General features: G+C 73.2%; 18 protein-coding genes. All 18 read right to left on the bottom strand.

Features of this window, described 5'->3' with window-relative positions:
* Positions 1-3,932, bottom strand: a 3,932-nt coding sequence (locus ACIPM1_RS25190; RefSeq protein WP_402438364.1) for an amino acid adenylation domain-containing protein, incomplete at its 3' end; no start/stop codon positions are given.
* 44 nt (positions 3,933-3,976) lie between these two features.
* Positions 3,977-7,993, bottom strand: coding sequence for an amino acid adenylation domain-containing protein (locus tag ACIPM1_RS25185; protein WP_402438361.1), 4,017 nt, complete (start codon positions 7,991-7,993; stop codon positions 3,977-3,979).
* Positions 7,994-8,199: 206 nt separating this feature from the next.
* Positions 8,200-8,412, bottom strand: a complete 213-nt coding sequence (locus tag ACIPM1_RS25180; RefSeq protein WP_356194273.1) for an MbtH family protein — start codon at positions 8,410-8,412, stop codon at positions 8,200-8,202.
* 79 nt (positions 8,413-8,491) lie between these two features.
* Positions 8,492-9,115, bottom strand: coding sequence for a DsbA family protein (locus ACIPM1_RS25175; RefSeq protein ID WP_356194276.1), 624 nt, complete (start codon positions 9,113-9,115; stop codon positions 8,492-8,494).
* An 85-nt stretch (positions 9,116-9,200) separates the two neighbouring features.
* Positions 9,201-9,947, bottom strand: a complete 747-nt coding sequence (gene fabG, locus ACIPM1_RS25170; protein WP_402438358.1) for a 3-oxoacyl-[acyl-carrier-protein] reductase — start codon at positions 9,945-9,947, stop codon at positions 9,201-9,203.
* A 34-nt stretch (positions 9,948-9,981) separates the two neighbouring features.
* On the bottom strand, positions 9,982-10,479 hold the full coding sequence (locus tag ACIPM1_RS25165; RefSeq protein WP_402438355.1) for a 3-hydroxyacyl-ACP dehydratase FabZ family protein: 498 nt from the start codon (positions 10,477-10,479) through the stop codon (positions 9,982-9,984).
* Entirely contained in the window at positions 10,476-10,877 is a 402-nt protein-coding gene (locus tag ACIPM1_RS25160) for a 3-hydroxyacyl-ACP dehydratase FabZ family protein (protein ID WP_402438352.1), read from the bottom strand. Before ACIPM1_RS25160 ends, ACIPM1_RS25165 begins: the two co-directional genes overlap by 4 nt.
* Positions 10,877-11,125, bottom strand: a complete 249-nt coding sequence (locus ACIPM1_RS25155) for an acyl carrier protein (RefSeq protein WP_356194285.1) — start codon at positions 11,123-11,125, stop codon at positions 10,877-10,879. The genes ACIPM1_RS25160 and ACIPM1_RS25155 overlap by 1 nt, the downstream gene beginning before the upstream one ends.
* A 91-nt stretch (positions 11,126-11,216) precedes the next feature.
* A complete protein-coding gene (locus ACIPM1_RS25150) occupies positions 11,217-12,341 on the bottom strand; it encodes a beta-ketoacyl synthase N-terminal-like domain-containing protein (RefSeq protein ID WP_402438349.1) in 1,125 nt (374 codons plus the stop codon).
* Positions 12,342-12,403: 62 nt separating this feature from the next.
* Entirely contained in the window at positions 12,404-12,793 is a 390-nt protein-coding gene (locus tag ACIPM1_RS25145; protein ID WP_402438346.1) for a hypothetical protein, read from the bottom strand.
* Positions 12,793-13,200, bottom strand: coding sequence for a hypothetical protein (locus tag ACIPM1_RS25140; protein WP_356194294.1), 408 nt, complete (start codon positions 13,198-13,200; stop codon positions 12,793-12,795). The genes ACIPM1_RS25145 and ACIPM1_RS25140 overlap by 1 nt, the downstream gene beginning before the upstream one ends.
* Positions 13,201-13,545, bottom strand: a complete 345-nt coding sequence (locus ACIPM1_RS25135; protein WP_402438343.1) for a hypothetical protein — start codon at positions 13,543-13,545, stop codon at positions 13,201-13,203.
* On the bottom strand, positions 13,542-14,513 hold the full coding sequence (locus ACIPM1_RS25130; RefSeq protein ID WP_402438340.1) for a hypothetical protein: 972 nt from the start codon (positions 14,511-14,513) through the stop codon (positions 13,542-13,544). The genes ACIPM1_RS25135 and ACIPM1_RS25130 overlap by 4 nt, the downstream gene beginning before the upstream one ends.
* The gene (locus ACIPM1_RS25125; RefSeq protein ID WP_402438337.1) at positions 14,510-15,358 is read right to left on the bottom strand and encodes an alpha/beta fold hydrolase; all 849 of its coding nucleotides are present in this window, start codon (positions 15,356-15,358) and stop codon (positions 14,510-14,512) included. Before ACIPM1_RS25125 ends, ACIPM1_RS25130 begins: the two co-directional genes overlap by 4 nt.
* 22 nt (positions 15,359-15,380) lie before the next feature.
* Positions 15,381-16,262: a beta-ketoacyl synthase N-terminal-like domain-containing protein gene (locus ACIPM1_RS25120; RefSeq protein ID WP_402438334.1), complete on the bottom strand. Its 882-nt coding sequence runs from the start codon at positions 16,260-16,262 to the stop codon at positions 15,381-15,383.
* On the bottom strand, positions 16,259-17,410 hold the full coding sequence (locus ACIPM1_RS25115) for a beta-ketoacyl-[acyl-carrier-protein] synthase family protein (RefSeq protein ID WP_402438331.1): 1,152 nt from the start codon (positions 17,408-17,410) through the stop codon (positions 16,259-16,261). The genes ACIPM1_RS25120 and ACIPM1_RS25115 overlap by 4 nt, the downstream gene beginning before the upstream one ends.
* Positions 17,407-18,672, bottom strand: coding sequence for a beta-ketoacyl-[acyl-carrier-protein] synthase family protein (locus ACIPM1_RS25110; RefSeq protein WP_402438328.1), 1,266 nt, complete (start codon positions 18,670-18,672; stop codon positions 17,407-17,409). Before ACIPM1_RS25110 ends, ACIPM1_RS25115 begins: the two co-directional genes overlap by 4 nt.
* A 31-nt stretch (positions 18,673-18,703) precedes the next feature.
* Entirely contained in the window at positions 18,704-18,958 is a 255-nt protein-coding gene (locus ACIPM1_RS25105; protein WP_356194314.1) for an acyl carrier protein, read from the bottom strand.
* Positions 18,959-19,050: the final 92 nt, after the last annotated feature.

Here is a 19,050-nt window from a genome sequence, read left to right as displayed (position 1 = left end):
CCGCCCGGCAGCAGCGCGTCCGTGGCGTCCATCGCGGCGAGGACGACGGGCGGCAGCGTGGCGTGGGTGACCCGATGAGTCTTGAGGGTGTCGGCGAGGGGCTCGCCCGGCTGGAGGCCGTCCGCACCCGCCACCACGACCGCCGCCCCGGAGAGCAGGCCCATGCACAGCTCCCAGAACGTCGCGTCGAAACTCGGCGACGCGAACTGCAGCACCCGGCTGCCCGGGCCCACCCGGAGCCGCTCCGCCTGCGTGACCAGCAGACTCGCCACACCCCCGTGGGAGACGACCACGCCCTTGGGACGCCCCGTCGAACCCGAGGTGTAGATGACATAGGCCGGGTGCTCCGGCAGGACGCGTGTCGCTTGTGCGGGCGCGGTGTCCGGAAGGTCTGCCCGGTCCAGGGATTCGAGCAGCAGAGGACGCGTCCCCTGCGGCAGCCGATCGGCGGTCTCGGCCGTGGCCAGGACCAGGGCGGGCCGTGCGTCGTCGAGCATGTACGCGATCCGCTCGACCGGATACGCGGGATCCACCGGCAGATACGCGCCGCCCGCCTTCCACACCGCCACCACGGCCACCACCAGCTCCTCCGTGGACCGCGGCAGCGCCAGCGCGACCAGCGACTCCGCACCGATCCCACGCGCGCGCAACTCCTGCGCCAACCGGTTGGCCCGCACGTCCAGTTCGGCCGCGGACAAGGTCCCCGCAGTGGAGATCACCGCGGGCGCCTGCGGGTCCGCCGCCACCCGGCGCGCGAACAGCTCCGGCACGGTCGACTGCCCGGTTTCGCGGGCATCGCCGCTCCACTCCCCCAGCACCTGACGGCGTTCGGCGGGGGCGAGCACGTCGTGCGAGCCGATGGGTGCGTCGGGGGTGGCGGTCAGGGCGTCGAGAAGCCGGACCAGGCGGGCGGCGAGGCCCGCGACGGTCTCGGCGTCGAAGAGGTCGGTGGCGTACTCCAGGAGGCCGGCGACGGCTCCGTCCCGGTGCTCGGTCAGCTCGAAGGCGAGGTCGAACTTCGCCGCTCCGGTGTCGACGCGGCGCATCTCCGTGTGCAGTCCGGGGAGGCGGAGTTCGGCGGCGGCCGTGTTCTGCAGCACCAGCATCACCTGGAACAACGGATGCCGCGCCTGCGAACGGTCCGGCGCGACCGCGTCCACCACCCGCTCGAACGGCACGTCCTGATGCGCGTACGCCGCCAGATCCCACTCCCGCACCCGGCCCAGCAGCTCACGGAAACTCGGATCCCCCGACACGTCCGTACGCAGCACCAGCGTGTTCACGAAGAACCCGACCAGATCGTCCAGCGCCTCGTCCTGACGCCCCGCGATCGCACCCCCCAGCGGAACGTCCTCACCCGCACCCAACCGCGACAACAACGCCGCCAGACCCGCCTGCAACACCATGAACAACGTCGCCCGGGACTCCTCGGCCGTGCGCCGGAGCCGCTGGCCCAGTTCGGCCGGGATCTCGAAGGCGTGGGTGGCTCCGCGGTGGCCGGCCACCGCGGGACGGGGACGGTCCGTCGGCAGCTCCAGCAGATCCGGAGCACCCGCCAGAGCAACCCTCCAGAACTCCAACTGCTCTGAGACAAGGCTCGCTTCGTCGCTCTCCGCACCCAGCAGCTCCCGCTGCCACAGGCTGTAATCCGCGTACTGCACCGGCAACGCCGCCGACCACTCAGGCCCCCGCCCCGCCGACCGCGCCTCGTACGCCACCGCCAGATCCCGCCCCAACGGAACCAACGACCACCCATCGGCAGCAATGTGATGCACCGTCAACAACAGCACCTGGTCCTCGGCACCCAGCACGAACAACTCCGCCCGCACCGGCAAACCCGACCCCAGATCGAAACCCCGCGCCGCCGCGGCCGCCAACGCGCCCTCCAGCCCACCGGCAGCCACCTCGGTCACCGGCAGCTCGAGCCCGACCTCACCCGCAGGCAGCACCTCCTGCCACGGCACACCCCCCTCCTCCGGGAACACCGTCCGCAGACTCTCGTGCCGCGCCACCACATCACCCAGCGCCGCCCGCAACGCCTCCCGATCCACCCCACCCCGCAGCCGCAGGGCGTAGGGCAGGTGGTAGGCGGCGCTTCCGTTCTCCAGCCGGTCGAGGAACCACAGGCGGAGCTGGGCGGAGGACAGCGGGACCCGGTCGGGGCGGACTGCGGGACGCACCGGGGGCCGCGCGGTGCCGGCGTCGCCGAGACGTTCGGCGAGCGCGGCCACGGTGGGCGCCTCGAAGACGGCGCGTACGGGGAGTTCGACGCCGAGGGCGGAGCGGATCCGGCCGACCAGGCGGGTGGCGAGCAGGGAGTGCCCGCCGAGGTGGAAGAAGTCGTCGTCGATGCCGGCCGAGGGCAGCGCGAGCACGTCGGCGAAGAGCCCGGCGAGCAGCTCCTCGTGCGGTGTGCGGGGCGCCCGTCCCGTGGTGGCGGAGGAGAAGTCGGGGGCGGGCAGGGCCTTGCGGTCCAGCTTGCCGTTGGGGGTGAGCGGCAGCGCGTCGAGGGTGACGAAGGCGGCCGGGACCATGTAGTCGGGCAGGGTCCGGGCGGCCAGTTCGCGCAGGGCGGCGGGGCCGGGGCCGCCGGTGGCACGGGCGTGGGCGGCCGGGACGACGTAGGCGGCGAGCAGCGGGGAGCCGGGGCGGTCCTCGCGGGCGACCACGGCGGCCTGGGCGACCTCCGGGTGCGCGGCGAGGACGGACTCGATCTCGCCGAGCTCGATGCGGAAGCCGCGGATCTTGACCTGGTGGTCGACGCGGCCGAGGTAGTCCACTCCGCCGTCGGCGCGGCGGCGGGCGAGGTCGCCGGTGCGGTACATGCGGGCGCCGGGCGGTCCGAAGGGGTCGGCGACGAACCGTTCGGCGGTCAGACCCGGCCGGTTCCGGTAGCCGCGGGCCAGGCCCTCGCCGCCGAGGTAGAGCTCGCCCTCCACGCTCGGGCGCAGCCGGTCGTCGAGGACGTAGAGGGAGGTGTTCCGGATCGGGCCGCCGATGCCGGGCAGCTGGGCGGCGTCCTCGATCCGCAGGGAGGTGGACCAGACGGTGGTCTCGGTGGGGCCGTACAGGTTGGTGACCTCGGCGCCGAGCGCGGTCATCGTGGAGGCGAGCGAGGGCGGCAGGGCCTCCCCGCCGACCAGCATCCGCAGTCCCCTTACGGCGTCGGGGCGTTCGGCCGTCAGGGCCTGCCACAGCGAGGGGGTCGCCTGCAGGACGGTGGTGCCGCTCGCGGTGGCGAGCGCGCCGAGCCGGACGGGGTCGACGACGGTCTCCCGGGGGGCGATCACCACCGCGGCTCCGGTCAGGAGCGGCAGGTACATCTCCACGACCGCGATGTCGAAGGCGACGGTGGTCACCGCGAGCAGCCGGTCCCGGCCGGTCATGGGGAAGCGGTCCGCCATGAAGGAGAGGAAGTTGAGCAGGTTGCGGCGGGTGATCAGCACGCCCTTGGGCCGGCCGGTGGAGCCCGAGGTGTAGATCGTGTACGCCGGGTGCGCGGGCCGGAGCGGGGCGAGGCGGTCGGCGTCGGTGAGGTCGTCGTCCGCGAGGCGGGTCCCCTCGGCCTCGGCCTGGGCGAGCCGTGCGGCGTCGAGGTGCAGGGCGGGGCGGGCGTCGTCGAGGATGTAGCGGACGCGGTCGGCCGGGTAGTCGGGGTCGAGCGGCACGTATCCGGCGCCGGACTTGAGCACCGCCAGCAGCGCTACGGGCAGTTCGAGGGAGCGCGGCAGGGTGAGCGCGACCAGGCCCTCGGGCCCGGCGCCGCGCGTCACGAGGACCCGGGCCAGCCGGTTGGCGCGGGCGTTGAGTTCGGCGTACGTGAGCCGCCGCCCCTCGAAGACCACGGCGGTGGCGTGCGGGGTGCGGGCGGCCTGGGCCTCGATCAGCTCCGTCGGGTCGGCGTCCGGCACGGCGCGCACGGTGTCCTTCATCGTGTTAACCACCCTTGAATGGCTGTCGGTTGCGCGGTCGCCGGTCAGACGCCGGCCGGGGACGGGGCGGGGATCGCGGCGGTGCTCCGGTCGGTGCGCCGCAGCTCGGCCGCGAGGATCCGGCCGATCTCGGCCAGGGCGGCGGGCTTCATGAGGTCGTTGTGGCTGCGTTCCAGGTGGTGCGCGGTGATGTCGCCGCTCACGTACGGGCGCCAGGTCTCGGGGGTCGGGGAGATGTCGACCTTGTCGAGCGAGGCGACGAGGACCGTGACGTCTCCGTCGAAGCGGCCGGGCACGAACTCGTGGACGAGGTCGCGCCCGTTGGCGTACACCCGGCCGATGGCCTCGATGTGGTGGGGTTCCAGGCTGGCCAGGGAGCTGCCGAGCTTGCGCAGGATCTCGATGACCTTGTCGTGTCTGAGCGGCTTGCGGCCGAGGTAGCGGCGGTCGTAGCCGACCCAGCGCAGCAGGTCGGCGAGGATCTCCTGTTCGCCCAGCTCGGCGAGGGTCTGCCCGGGGTAGGTGTCGAGGATGGCGAGGAGCCCGACCTCCTCGCCCGCCTGTTGCAGCGCGCAGGCGATGACGTGGGCGGCGATGCCGCCGGAGGAGTAGCCGAGCAGGTGGTAGGGGCCGTGCGGCTGGATCCGGCGGATCTGCTCGATGTAGTCGGCGGCCATCTCGTGGAAGGAGCCCGGCAGCGGGCCGGTGCCGTCCAGGCCGCGGGCCTGGAGGGCGTACACGGGCACGTTCTGGTCGAGGTGGCGGATGATTCCGGCGTAGCACCAGCCGAGGCCGCCGGCCGGGTGCACGCAGAACACGGCGGGGCGGGTGCCGTGCGGGCGCAGCGGCAGGACCACGTCGAGCGGGTCCTCGTCCCGGTCGCCGCCCGCGATCCTGGTCGCGAGGAGGGCCGGGGTGGGCGCCTCGAAGATGCTGCGGATGGTGAGTTCGGCGCCGAAGGTGGCGCGGACGCGGGAGACGAGGCGGGTGGCGAGCAGGGAGTGGCCGCCGAGGGTGAAGAAGTTGTCGTCCATGCCGATCCGGGGCAGTCCGAGCACGTCGGCGAAGAGCCGGCAGACCATCTCCTCGCGCGGGCTGCCGGGGGCGCGTCCTCCGGCGGCGGCCGTGCGGTCGGGGGCGGGCAGTGCACGCCGGTCCAGCTTGCCGTTGGGGGTGACGGGCAGTTCGGGCAGGCCGACGAGGGCGGTCGGGACCATGAACTCGGGGAGTTCGCGGGCCAGTTCGCGACGGAGTTCGTCGGCGTCGGGACCGGTGCCGATTCCGACGCCGGTTCCCGCGCCGGTCCCGGTGTCGCCGGTCCCGGTGCCGGTTCCGGCGGCGGGGACGACGTAGGCGACGATCCGCTGGTCGCCCGGCTGGTCCTCGCGGGTCACCACGGCGGCCTGGCGGACACCCGGATGCCGGGTGAGGGCGGCCTCGATCTCGCCGAGTTCGATGCGCAGGCCGCGGACCTTGACCTGGTCGTCGGTGCGGCCGAGGTAGACGAGGGCGCCGTCGCCGGTCCAGCGGGCGAGGTCGCCGGTGCGGTACATCCGGGATCCCGGCGGGCCGTACGGGTCGGCGACGAACCGCCCGGCGGTCAGTCCCGGCCGGCCGAGGTAGCCGCGGGCGAGCTGGACACCGGCGAGGTAGAGCTCGCCGGGCGTGCCGGGCGCGGCCGGGCGCAGGGCCGAGTCGAGGACGTAGGTGCGGGTGTTCCAGACGGGCCGGCCGATCGGCACGGGTCCGTCCGCGGGGGCGCACTCCCAGCAGGTGACGTCGACGGCGGCCTCGGTCGGCCCGTACAGGTTGTAGAGGCCGACGCGCGGCAGGACGCGGAAGAACTGGTTCTGCAGTTCGCCGGGGAGCGCCTCGCCGCTGCAGATCACCCGGCGCAGTCCGGTGCAGCGGGCGGCGGCTGGCTCCTGCACGAAGACCTGGAGCATGGACGGCACGAAGTGCGCGGTGGTCACCCGCTCCTCGCGGATCAGCGCGGCCAGGTACTGGGGGTCCTTGTGGCCCTCGGGGCGGGCGACGACGAGCGTGGCGCCGGTGATCAGCGGCCAGAAGAACTCCCAGACGGACACGTCGAACCCGGACGGGGTCTTCTGCAGGACGCGGTCGTCGGCGCCGAGCCCGTACCGGTGCTGCATCCACAGCAGCCGGTTGACGATGGCGCGGTGGGGGACGACGGCGCCCTTGGGGCGGCCGGTGGAGCCCGAGGTGTAGATGACGTACGCCGGGTGGTCCCCCTCCGGGGCCGGGCCGGCGGGCGGGGTGCCGGGCTGGGCGCGCAGCCGGGCCGCCGTGTCGTCCGTGTCCAGGACGAGCGTGGGCACGGACAGGTCGTCCGGCAGCCGCGCGGCCGTCGCGGCGGTGGTGAGCAGCAGCGCGGGCCGGGCGTCGGCCACCATGAAGCGGACGCGTTCGGCCGGGTAGTCGGGGTCCACGGGCAGGTAGGCGGCGCCCGCCTTGAGCACCGCGAGCAGGCCGGTCACCAGGTGCTCGGAGCGGGGCACGGCGAGCGCCACGAGGCTTTCCGGGCCGACGCCGTTCGACCGCAGCACATGGGCGAGCCGGTCGGCGCGGGCGTGCAGGTCCCGGTAGGTCAGGGAGCTGCCCTCGAAGCGGAGGGCCTCCGCCTGCGGGGTGCGCCGGGCCTGCTGTTCGAGGAGCGTGGTCAGGGTGGTGTCCGGCACGGGGTGCGCGGTGTCGTTGTGGCCGCGGAGCACCAGGGTGCGCTCGGTGGCGTCCAGGAGGTCGAGGTGCCCGACCGGGGTGTCGGGGGCGGCGGTCGCCAGCCGGTCCAGGAAGCCGATGAAGCGCTGCTGGTGGGCGGCGATCTCCTCGCCGGTGTAGAGGGCGGGGTTGGCGTCGAAGTCGACCTGGAGGCCGCGGCCGTCGGAACGCTCGTAGACGATCAGGGAGAGGTCGTCGGAGGGGCCGATGGAGAGGTTGCGCACCACCGCGGGGGCGTCGCCGAAGGCCAGGCCGTAGTCGAACATCATGATGTTGATCTCGGGGCCGGTCAGCCGTCCGCCCCCGCCCAGCAGGTTGCGGTCGCGGACCAGGTCCTCGTAACGGTAGTGCTGGTGCCGCATCACGGCCCGCAGCTCCGCCGAGAGCCGCTGGAGCAGCTCGGACAGCGTCATGTCCTGGGTGACGGGCACCCGCAGCGGCACCACGTTGGAGACCATGCCCGGTACGGAGCGGGCGGCGCGGCCGAGGCGGCAGGAGACGGGGACGCCGAGGACCACCTCGTCGGCTCCCGTGGACCGCTGGAGATAGAGGGCCGCGGCGGTCATCATCGTGGCCGGCCAGGTGACGCCGACCTCGCGGGCGGTGTCCCGCAGCCGCTCCAGGCTCTCCCGGGGCAGGAACGAGGTGCGGCGGACCAGGCCGTGCGCCATGACCGGGGTGCGGTCGGACAGGCCCACCGGCTCGGGGCAGCCGGCCAGCCGGTCCCGCCAGAACTCCCGGTCTGCGGTGAAGCGTTCGGAGGCGCGGTACTCGGTGTCCGCGGCGACCAGATCGGCGACCGGGCCGAACTCCCCGGCGGGCGGCTCCTCGCCGGCGGCGAGCGCGGTGTACAGGTCGGCGGCCCGCCGGGCGAGCAGGGCGACGGCGAAGCCGTCCACGGTGACGTGGTGGTAGCGGTAGAACCAGAAGCAGCGGTCGGCGGCCACGCGCAGCAGCGCGAACCGGAACAGCAGGTCGTGACGCGGGTCGACGGGCTCCGCGAGCACCGAGCGCATCCACTCCTCGGCCGCCGCCTCCGGGTCCTCCTCGCCCCTCAGGTCCAGCCGCTCCAGCGTCCACCGCGGGTCGGGGTCGGCGATCTGCCACAGCCCCTCGCCGTCCTCGACGACGCGCATCCGCAGCGCCTCGGCCTCCCCGACCAGGATGCGCAGCGCCCTTTCGAGGATTCCGGCGTCGATGTCTCCCCGGATGTCGAGGTATTCGGCCGCGTTGTAGATCGGGTTCTGCGGGTCCAGCTGCTGGGCGAACCAGATTCCGGCCTGGGCCGCGGTCAGCGATATGCCGTCTCCAAGCATTCCCATCCACCCCTAGCAGACAACTTCGGCGAACAACCTCGATCAGCAGTTCCGGGGAACCGCTGAAACTCTCGCATCCGCCGGAATTCACCGACAACGCCCACTGCATCAACCTGCCAACCGCTCCCGCACACGCGAAGCGGGCGTTGCAGATAACTGCCAACGCCCGCCCCTTCGCGGCCCGCGGCCGCCCGTCCGTCCGTCCGTCCCGGTCAGCCGCCCATGGCGCGGACCAGGCCGGCCGGACGCATGTCCGTCCAGTGCTCGTTGATGTGGTCGAGGCACTCCTGACGGGCCGCCGCGCCGTGCCGCACGGTCCAGCCCGCCGGCACCTCGGCGAATGCGGGCCACAGGGAGTACTGGCCCTCGTCGTTCACGAGGACGAAGTAGTCCGCGGCGTCGTCCTCGAAGGGATTGGTGGCCATGATTCGGGTCGCCTTTCTCTGCGATCACTGCTTCTTTTTGTACGGTCGCCGTACGCCTTGTGCGATGGTCGTACGCCGGTCAGGTGGCGACTTTCGCCCGTACCGATTCCGCGAATTGGGGAAGCCGGTCGACTCCCCAGAACTTGTCGAATCCGACGATGAAGAAGGGAACGCCGAACACTCCGTCCCGGTGCAGCGAGTTCAGCGCCTGAAGGCCCTTCTCCCGTACGGCGGGATCGTCGTGCGCGCTCTCCAGGGCAGCGGGGTCGACGCCGATGTCCCGGCCGATCCGGGCCATGGTGCGCGGGTCGGAGATGTCCTCGCCGAGCTCCCAGCGCGCCCGGTAGGCGGCGGCGATGAACTCCGGCCCGGCGCCCAGTCGCTCGGCGGCCAGATAAGCGAGGTGGGAGACCTCCCAGCGCGGCGCGGTGTCCACCGGCCACACCATCTCCAGTTCGCGGGCGCGGGCGAGGCGGCGCACGTCCTGGAGGATGTAGAGGTGCTTCTCCTTGGACATCGCGACGTACGGCAGCCTGACGTTGCTCCGCTCGAGTTCGTCCAGGGCCGGCTGGTCGGGCTCCCAGAAGGGCAGCCACTCGATCTGTCCGGCCACGTCCGGGTAGCGGTCCAGCAGGTCCCGGTAGGCCATCCAGGAGTAGGGGCTGCGGAAGGAGAAGTACCAGCGCGGTCCGCGTCGTGCCATCACCGCCTCCAACGGTCTTTTCTGCTCGGGTGGTTCGGGAGGTCCGCCGGCCGGGGGCCGGACCGCCTGGCGGCGGGGGCGTACCTCAGAGGGTGATGCCGCCGTCGATCTGGAGCACGGCGCCGGTGATGTAGGCGGCCCGGTCCGACACCAGGTAGGCGACCAGGTCGGCGACCTCCTCGGCGGTGCCCATGCGGCGCAGCGGGATGGCGGCGAGGGCGACCTTGCGGGCCTGGTCGTTCATCGCCGCGACCATGTCGGTGTCGATGAAGCCGGGGGCGACCGCGTTGACCCGGATGCCGGAGCGCCCGGTCTCCTTGGCCAGGGCGCGGGAGAAGCCGATGATCCCGGCCTTCGACGCCGAGTAGTTGGTCTGGGTGCCGTGGCCGTGGACGCCGGCGACCGAGGAGAGGTTGACGATGGCTCCCCGGCGGCGCTTCATCATGCCGAAGACGACCGCGCGGCAGACGTGGTAGACGCCGTCCAGGTTGGTCTCGATGACCTGCCGCCACTGCTCGTCCTCCATGAGGACCAGCGGGTTGTCGCGGGTGATGCCGGCGGCGGTGACGGCCGCGTCGATCGGGCCGAGGCGCTCCTCGGCCGTCTCGATCCAGGCGCGTACCGAGGCGGCGTCGGCCACGTCGACGCGGGTGCCGGTGATCCGTGCGCCGAACTCGTCGCCGGCCTTCTCCAGGGTGCGGGCCGAGACGTCGTCCGAGCGGTAGCAGAAGGCGACGTCGAAGCCGTCGCGGGCGAGCGCGCGGACGGTGGCCCGGCCGATGCCGCGCGACCCGCCGGTGACCAGCGCCACCCGGCGTGTGCTGTCAGTCATGGTCTCTCTTTCGTGGGTGTGCGTGCGGGGTGCGTCAGCCGGCGGCGGGGCCCGGAGGGGACGCCGGGCGCAGGGCGGAGGCCGGGCGGAAGGCCATGACGACGCGCTCCACGCTCATCACCGGCTCGCCCTCGGAGAGGCTCTCGCCCTCGAACAGCACGGTTTCGTCGACCCGGCGGTCGAGCCGTACGCGGTGCTCCAGCACCTCGCCCGGCAGCACCGGGCGGTGGAAGGCGACGCCGGTCATCCCGCCGAAGAGCATCACCTGCCCGGTCAGCACGTCCGGGTTGGGGGCGTCCCAGGTGGCGAGGACCCCGGCGGCCTGGCACCAGGACTCCACGAGCAGGGCCGGCGGGTAGGCGAAGTCCTCGTCGGGTGTGTCCGGGCCGAGCTTCTCGTACCAGGGCTCGTTGCAGGTGACGGCCTTCAGCGCGACCAGCCGCTCGCCGGGTACGACCTCGACGAGCCGGTCCACGAGCAGCATGGGGAAGCGGTGCGGCAGCCGGGCCCGGATCTCGCGCTGGCCCGTCATGCCGCCGCCCCCTCGCCCGGCCGCGGGGTGTAGCGGAGCCGCACGGAGGCGGCGGGACCGCGGGCGGTGCCCAGCCTGGCCCGGCACTGCCAGTCGCCGGCCGGGGTCCGCTTCCACGTCATGGCGACGTCCACCCGGTCGCCCGGGAAGACCGGTCCGGTGAACCGGGCCGACTCCACGGCGGCCAGCGCGGCGCCCTTGGCGCCGTCGGGCGCGGTCGCCACGGCACCCTGGTGGGTGCACTCCACCAGGCAGACCCCCGGGAAGATCGGGAAGCCCGGGTAGTGGCCGGGCAGCACGGTCTCGGCGGGGTCCACGGTGAAGCGGGCCGTGGTGCTGAACTCCCCTTCGGCGGGCAGCACTTCGACGCGCGCCGCGAGCGGGCTCGCGGCGGTCATCAGGCCACCCGCGCCGGGTCGAGCTTGCCGAGCAGCAGCTCGTAGGCGCTGCGCAGGGTGACGATCTGCTTGAGGTCCGACTCCGGCAGCCGGATGCCGTACTTCTTCTCCAGGATCACGACGACCTCCAGGGCCATCAGGGAGTCGACCTCCAGGTCGTCGACGAACCGGGCGTCGTCGGTCACCTCGCTGACGTCGACGTCGAGCACCTGCGCCACGAGGGCTCGCAGTTCTTCCTTGTCCAGCACGGTCGGGTCCTTTCGGCAGCTCGGGATGCGGGGAGGGGTGGTGCGGGGAGGGATTCGGGGGCGGGGAGAGGCCCGGGGCCGGGCCCGGCGCTCAGCGCAGGCCGAGCAGCGCGCAGCCGACGCTGCCGCTGCGGTCCACGGAGGTGATCACGCCGACCCGGCCGGCCGCCGCGGCGGGCCGGTCCGCGGCGTACGACAGGAGGGCGGCGGCCTGGAAGGCGGCGGCCGCGGCCCCGGTGTCGCCGATCAGGGCGGTCGGCGTCACGTCGGCGGCGTCCGCCGCGCCCAGCACCTCGCGCACCGCCTCCGCCTCGCCGCGGCCCTCGCGGCCGGGGGCGCCGGAGCGGGCGACGGCGGTCACCCGCTCCGGTGCGACGCCGGCCCGGCGCAGCGCCGAGCGCAGGCAGGCGACGAGGGCGGGGCGGGGGTCGCCGTGCAGGACGACGCCGAGTTCGACGGCGAGGATCTCGGCGAGGACGGGCTGTCCGGGGTCGTCGGGCGCGTGCGGCTCGACGAGGAGCATCGCGCAGCCCTCGCCGAGCGGCGGGGCGGCGGCCGTGCCGTCCCCGCAGTGGTGCTCCAGCCAGGCGCGGGCGGGCGAGAACTCCTCCGCGGCACCGCACAGCACGGTGCGGGCGCGGCCCGAACCGAGCAGCCGGCGCGCGTAGTTGAGCGCGTGCAGACCGGCGGTGCGGCCGCCGGCGATGGTCGCGTTGGGGCCCTTGAGCCGGTACCAGATGGCGCTCTGGCCGGCCGCGCAGTTCATCACGGTGTTGGGGAAGCGCGCCGGGTCGACGAAGAACGGCTGGTCGCCGGTGAGCGAGTCGCGGGTGAAGTCCATCATCGACTGGGCGCTGCCGGTGGTGGTGCCGAGCGCGAAGGCGGCGCCCTCGCCGGTGCCCACGGCGCGGTTGCGCTCGGCGTCGTCCAGCAGCGCGCCGGCGGCGGTGACCGCGAGTCCGGTGACCCGGTCCATGGAGCGGGTGCCCTTCTTGCCGAGCACCTCGCGTACGCCGAAGGCGGGCACGACGCAGCCGACGCCGTCGGGGGTGGAGCCGTGCTCGGGGCCGAGGCCGGTGACGGTGCCGCGCCGCTCGCGCAGGCCCTCGGCGTACGCGGCCCGGCCGATGCCGTACGGCGACACGGCCGACCATGCGGTGATCACCGGGCGTCCGGTGCCGGTACCGGTGTCCCTGCCCTGGGTGAGGGTGGTCATGACCGTCACGAGTTCCTTCCGTTCACGGGAATACGGTTGCTTTCGCGGGGAGTTCGGGCAGTTCAGAGGAAGAAGACCATCCGGTACTCGCCCCAGCGCGCGGCCACCTCGCCCTCCCCGGCGAGCCGGATGCCGGCGAGCGGCGGCCGGGGCGAGTGGAGCGCGGCGAGCGCGGGCCGCTCCACCCAGACGCCGACGCCCGCGTCGAGCAGCGAGCGGAGCCCCTTGCGGGGGTCGGCGAGGGTGTCGACGGTCCGGTTGCCGATGCGCAGGGGCGGCGGCGGGTCGGCGTCCAGGGCGTAGCCGACGGCCGGGCCGCGCAGCAGGATGTCCAGGCCGCCGAGCTGGCGGTGCAGTTCGGTGGCGAGGTAGAGCTCGTCGAAGAACTGCTTGTCCAGAGCGCCCCGGTAGCCACGCTCCACGATGGCCAGCACGCGCTGCCGCCGTGGCATCAGATCACCCCGATCAGCAGCGTCTTGCCGGCGGCGGCGACGTTGGCGGCGTACCCGGCGGGCGGCCGGAGCACCACCGCCGGCAGGTGCTCGGCCACGCCCCGGTCGTCGCTGCAGAAGCGGCAGCCGTACCAGTGCAGGCGGTCGGGGAACGCGTCGAGCAGTTCCCCGGCCAGGCCCGGCAGGGAGGGGTACGTCCGGTTCCACTCGGCGAGGTTGCGCGGCTTGTCGGGGCCCTGGGCGCGCTGGGTCAGCAGCGTGGCGTACCCGCAGGTCCACACCTGGACGGTGGCGTCGCGCTCCAGCAGGGCCTGGGTGAGCCGCAGGGCGCTGGTGACCTGGTCGGAGGCGTGGGGCGCGCCCATGAGGGTGATGAGCACATCGGTGTGCGGAATCTGCCTGGACACCTAGTGCCACACCACCCGGACCGCCGGATCGAGGATCCACCCCGCCACCACGTCCATTCCGACCACGCGCAGCTCGGGCCGCAGGGTCGCGGTGTCCAGCCCGTGCTGTGCCAGCGAGAAGCTGTCGGCCGCGAGGACGCCGCCCTCCTTCTGGAACCGGTCCAGGTCGGCGTCGCTGCCCGGCACCGCGAGCACGACGCCGTCCTGCACCAGGAAGAGCAGGGCGGACTGCCCGGTGAGCACCTGGGTGACGGCGTCGTGCCGGAAACCCGTGTCCCCGGCGGCGCCGGCCTGGCTCTCGACGAGCAGCAGCCGTGGCGTGCCGCTCTCCCAGTCCTCCGTCACGCGCCGGGCGCCTTGCCGTTCAGGGCGTCGAGGACGTGCTGGTCGAAGGTGACCAGCTTCCAGTCGCGGCGGTTCTCGATCAGGGCGTAGCCGTGCACGATGCGCCCGGTGGCGGTCTTCACCAGCTCGCCGTCGCGCAGCACGTACCAGTCCATGCGGGAGGTGTAGGTGAAGTCCTTGAAGACCTCCTCCACCGTGTAGACGGTGTACAGGTCCTCCTCCATCAGCGCCTCGTCGAGGATGCGGATGTCGGAGCGGGGCACGACGGGGATCCAGCGGCGGTCGTCGAGCAGGGTCTTGATGGAGATGCCGCGGTCGGCGACGAAGCGGTCCTTGCCCTCCTCCATCAGCCGCAGGTAGCCGGACATCTGGATGCGCTCGGTGAAGTGGCAGTACGGGTAGGGGATGTTCCACTTCCAGGCGTAGGCGTTGCGTCCCTCGGTGAGCGAGGCGAGGATCTCCTCCTCCGCCGGGGCGGTGGTGCCCGGCTCGCGCTCCCGGTCGTCGCCGAGCACGGCTACGGCGAACCGGGCGAGCGGCTCGGGCACCTCGCCGGCCGCTTCCAGGTAGGTGTCCCTGCGCAGCGAGACGCGGACCTTGGAGGTGACGGCCTTGTGGATCTCGCCGTCGCGCTCGAACCGGACGGTGACCTTGAACCCGATGGTCGCGTCCTCGTCCTTGGTCCACGGCACGACCTCGGCCTCGGCGACGTCGTCCATGTGGAAGGCGTGCAGGATGCGGGTGTCGAGGGACACCAGGTCCAGGCCGAGGCCGTGCTCCTCGTAGAGGGCGCGGGCCGGCAGCCCGGCCTGCCGGAAGTGGTCCAGGACGGCTTCCTCGACGAGGTAGTTGACGTGCTTGAAGCCGATCCAGGTGCAGATGTTGGAGCCCTCGTAGCGGGGGCGCACCTGCGTGGTGGTGGCGGTGGTCAGCAGCGCCTTGACGGCGGTGTCCGTGACGAGGGTCATCGCTGGGGCTCCAGGGCGTCGAGAGGGGCGGCTCCCCGCTGCAGCGGGAGGCTCAGGGTCGAGTGGACGAAACTGCTCAGCTCGGCGGCGAAGTCCTCGGCCGCGTCGAGCATCGGGAAGTGCCCGCAGCCGGGCAGGACGCGGGCCGTGGCGTCGGGGAGCGCGCCGGCGAGCGCCAGGCCCTCCTCGGGCCGGGCGGCGAAGTCGGTCTCCCCGGCCAGCACCAGCGTGGGCACGGTGACGCGGCCGGTGTCCAGGGAGGGGGTGCGCAGATAGAGGTCGAAGAACCGCAGCCATCCGTAGGGGCCGACCCGGTCGCGCACCCGCAGGGCCATGGCGCGCTGGACGTCCTCGGAGAACCGGCCGCCGGAGTGGGCGCGGATCCCTTCCTCCATGATCAGGTGGAAGTCGTTGAGGTAGTAGCTGATGGTGCTCCAGTCGAACTCGCCGCCGCCGGAGCGGTAGAAGGGCGACACCAGCACCAGGGCGCGGATGCCGAACCGGCGCAGCGCGTCGACACCGCCCCGCTGCTTCTGGTCGAGCAGGTCCAGGAGCACGTTGGCCGCCATGGAGTGGGCGACCACCACCTCGGGTCCGTCGGGTACGGCCGCCAGGGCCTGGGCGAGCCAGCCCCGCAGGTTGGGCTGTGCGTCCCAGTCGGCGATGGTCTCGGTCCGCCAGGGCAGCCGGGCGGTCCACAGCTGGTAGGCGTCCGGCAGCAGCGGCAGGGCGCGTTCCCAGACGCTGTCGGCGGCGGCGAGGCCGTGCAGCAGCAGGACCCGGGGGCCGCTGCCGTCGGTGCGCTGTTCCACGGAGACGGGCCGCAGATCGATGTGCGTGTTCACCGGGTTGTCCTCCTCATGGCGGTCAGGCCGCCTCGGGGGCGAGCAGCAGCAGGCCCGCGCCGGCGTCGTGGCCGGGGCCGCCCGCCACCGCGCGCACCGGTTCGCGCCGGCCGGCGTCGAACCAGCCGACGGCGGCGGCGATCTGGAGCACCCCGTGGGCGCCGGAGGCGCTGCCGAGGTGCGCGGGCAGCTCCCAGCCGGGGGCCGTGCCGCCCGGCTCGTCCGCTCCCCTGCGGTACGGGCCGAGCACGGCGCGGACGGTGGCGGAGCGCTCGGCGGCCGCGGTGCGCGACTCCAGGACGAGGGCGGCTCCGCCGTCGACGGCGCGGCCGCCGCCGAGCAGGCGGCGCACGACCTCGTTGTCGGGTTCGACGCCGAGCACCAGGAACCGCTCGGCCCGGCCCGCCGCGATCATCGTGGCGGCCCAGTGCACGGCGTCCAGGCCGGAGGTCTCGCCGTTGCAGACCATCAAATTGGGGCCGCGCAGCCCGTAGCGGATGGCCGCAGAGGAGGCGATGACGTTGCTGGAGGCGTTGGGCAGGTCCATCGGGCTCGTGGCGGTGACGGTCTCCTCGCGGATGGTGTCGAGGGCCCGGGCCACCGTGTCCAGGTTGCCGAAGTTGGAGCTGGCGACGATGCCGGTGCTGGCGGCGGGCACGGTCAGGCCGTCCGCGCCGAGCAGCCCCGCGTCGCGCAGCGCGGCGGCGGTCAGGGCGTAGCCGAGCTGGGTGGCCCGGTCCTTGTAGCGCAGCCCCTTGCGGCCGACGTGGTCGGCGGGTTCGACGGCCGCGCCGCCGGGGGCGGGTCCGTCGGCCAGGGCCCGTACGGTGTCGGCGCCCGGCAGCAGCACGGCGGCGCCGGACACCACCACGGCGGCGGAGGCGGTCGCTGGTGTCAGTGTCATCGGGGACCCTCCACAATGGCCACGGCGTTGATGCCGCCGAATCCGAAGGCGTTGAGCTGGGCCACCCCGAGTTCGCGCCCGGACGCGGCCTCGCCGGTGACGAAGCGGAAGGGCGCGGCCTCCTCCACCGGGTCGTCCAGGCCGACGGTCGGCGGGACGCGCCCCTCCTGCAGGGCGCGGATGCCGACGATCAGGTTGAGCAGCCCGGAGGCGCCGGACGTGTGGCCGGTCATGGACTTCACGGCGGTCATCAGCGGCACGGATGCGTCGTCGCCGAGCACGTCGCGCAGGGCCGCGGCCTCGGCCTCGTCGTTGAGCAGGGTGCCGGTGCCGTGCAGCATCACCAGGTCGATGTCGGACGGCTTGACGCCGGCGAGCCGGTGGGCGGCGCACATGGCCTCGGCGATGCCGTCCGGGGAGGGCGCGGTCACGTGGTACGCGTCGCAGTTGACGGCGACGCCGCGCAGCCGTCCGTAGACCTGGGGTGCGCCCTCGTCGGTGCGGCGCAGGACGACGGCGGCGGCGCCGTCTCCCATCAGGACGCCGGTGCGGTTGCGGTCGAAGGGCCGTACCCGGTCCGGGGGTTGCGGGTGGACGCGTTCGAGCAGCCCGTACATCGACTCGGTCAGCACGTCGACGCCGGCGACGATCACCGTGTCGGGGGCGCCGTCGCCCTGCTGGTCGAGCAGGTCGGAGGCGAGGGCCAGCGCGTACAGGGAGGCGGAGCAGGCGTTGGAGAAGGTGTGCGTGACGTCGGCGTTGAAGCGTTCGCGCAGGCCGGTGCCGAAGTGCAGCCCGGAGTCGGCGAACGGGGATCCGTCGCGCCACCACAGCTCCATCGAGCGCAGCTCGCGCAGCCCGGTGCCGACCAGGACGGGGATGCCGCTGAGGTCGTCGCCGAGGCCGGCGTCGGCGGCGGCCTGCCCGACCGCGTCGAGCAGCAGCCGGGTGGCGCGTCCGGGGACGTCCTGGCCGGGCACCGGCCGGTCGTCGACCTCGTAGGCGTGCTGGGCGCGGAACCGGCTGCGGTCGAAGCCGCGCAGCCCGGCGCGGCCACTGGTGCCGCGGCACAGGGAGTCGAAGAGCTCGCCGACGCCGGAGCCGGTGGCGGCGACGGCCCCCATGCCGATGACGGGACGGTTCGTCATGACGCCTCCCGGGTCGCGTCGTACCGGCCGAGCAGGACCGCCGCGTTGTTGCCGCCGAACGCCAGACCGTTGTTCTGGACGATCCTCAGGTCGGCCTCGACGGCCTGGTTCGGCACGCAGTCCACGTCGCACTCGGGGTCGGTGGTGACGTGGTTGATGGTGGGCGGGATGAACCGGTTCTGGATGGCGAGGGCGCAGCCGATGGCGCCGAGTGCGCTGGCCGCGCCCATGGTGTGGCCGAGCATCGACTTCATGGAGACGGTCCGCGGGGGCCTGTCTCCGAAGACCTGGCGGATGGCGCCCGCCTCGGTGATGTCGTTGGCCTTGGTGCCGGTGCCGTGGGCGGAGATGAGGTCCACCTCGTGCGGGGCGACGCCGGCGTTGTCCAGGGCGAGCCGCATGAGGTCGGCGACGCTGTCCTGGTCGGGGGCCACCTGGTGGTGGGCGTCGCAGTTGAGGCCGTAGCCGAGGACCTCGGCGTAGATGGTGGCACCGCGTTCCAGGGCGGAGTCGAGCCGCTCGAGGACGAGGACGCCGGCGCCCTCCCCGGTGAGGATGCCCTTGCGGTCGACGTCGAACGGCTGGCAGCGGTCCGGGGCGATGGTGCCGAGGCGGTAGAAGCCGGTGAACGTCTTGCGGCACATGGCGTCGGCGCCGCCGCAGAAGGCGAAGTCCGCCTCGCCGGAGCTGACGGCGTCGAAGCCGTAGCCGATGGCGTAGTTCCCCGCCGAGCAGGCGGTGGGGATGGTGAGCGCCTCCACGTCGCTCAGGCCCAGTTCCTGGGCGATGGCCACCGACAGCCGCCCGGCCGGCACCCGCCGGGCGGCCGTGGGGTCGAACGAGCCGGTGCCGTGGGCGAGTTCGCTCTCGACCAGCTGGTCGAGGTCGTGACTCTCGCCGTCGGTGGTGCCGATGGAGATCAGCCCGCGCCGGGCGCGCAGCCAGGTCAGGTCGAGTCCGGAGTCCTCCAGGGCCATCCGGGCAGCCGCCGTCGAGAACTGCGCGGCCCGGCCGAGCTGTTCCACGTCGAGCGTGCTGATCCAGTCCCGCGGGTCGAAGTCCGTGATCTCGCACCCGTTCGCGTGGGCGAAACCCTCGGTGTCGAACACCGTGATGGGCCGGGCGCCGCTGCGGCCCTCGCGGAGTCCCTGGAGGAACTCCTTCGCGCCGAGCCCGATGCCGGAGACCACCCCGAGTCCGGTGAGGACCACCCGGTGCCGCTCCGGCCGTCCGTGGCCGGGGCCGCTCACTGCCGTCGTCATGCCAACCTCCCAGTCCGCGCGAGCGGTCCGACTACCAGCCCGCCGGCTCCGCGACGACCTCGTAGACACCCTTGAGGTTCACCATGCGCGGCAGCTCGCTCTGGTTGATGACGACGCCGAACTCCTTCTCCAGGGCGGCGAGGATCTCGATGGCGCGCAGCGAGTCGGCGTTGTGGTCCTCCTTGAACAGGCTGACCTCGGTGACCTCGTCCTCCTCTATCTCGAGAATGTCGCAGACGATTTCCTTGATGGTTTCCAGACGCTCGTCGCGCGTGAGAGTGGACACGCTTTTCCCCTTTTTCGAATGGGCCGCCGCGGATTCGCGGACGGCGCTCTGCAATCGCCTTTGAATGGTGCGGGTGGAGCTTCCCCGGCGAC

The organism is Streptomyces sp. NPDC086766 (assembly GCF_044746005.1).
Taxonomy (GTDB): domain Bacteria; phylum Actinomycetota; class Actinomycetes; order Streptomycetales; family Streptomycetaceae; genus Streptomyces.
This window is presented reverse-complemented; position numbering and strand designations above follow the sequence as displayed.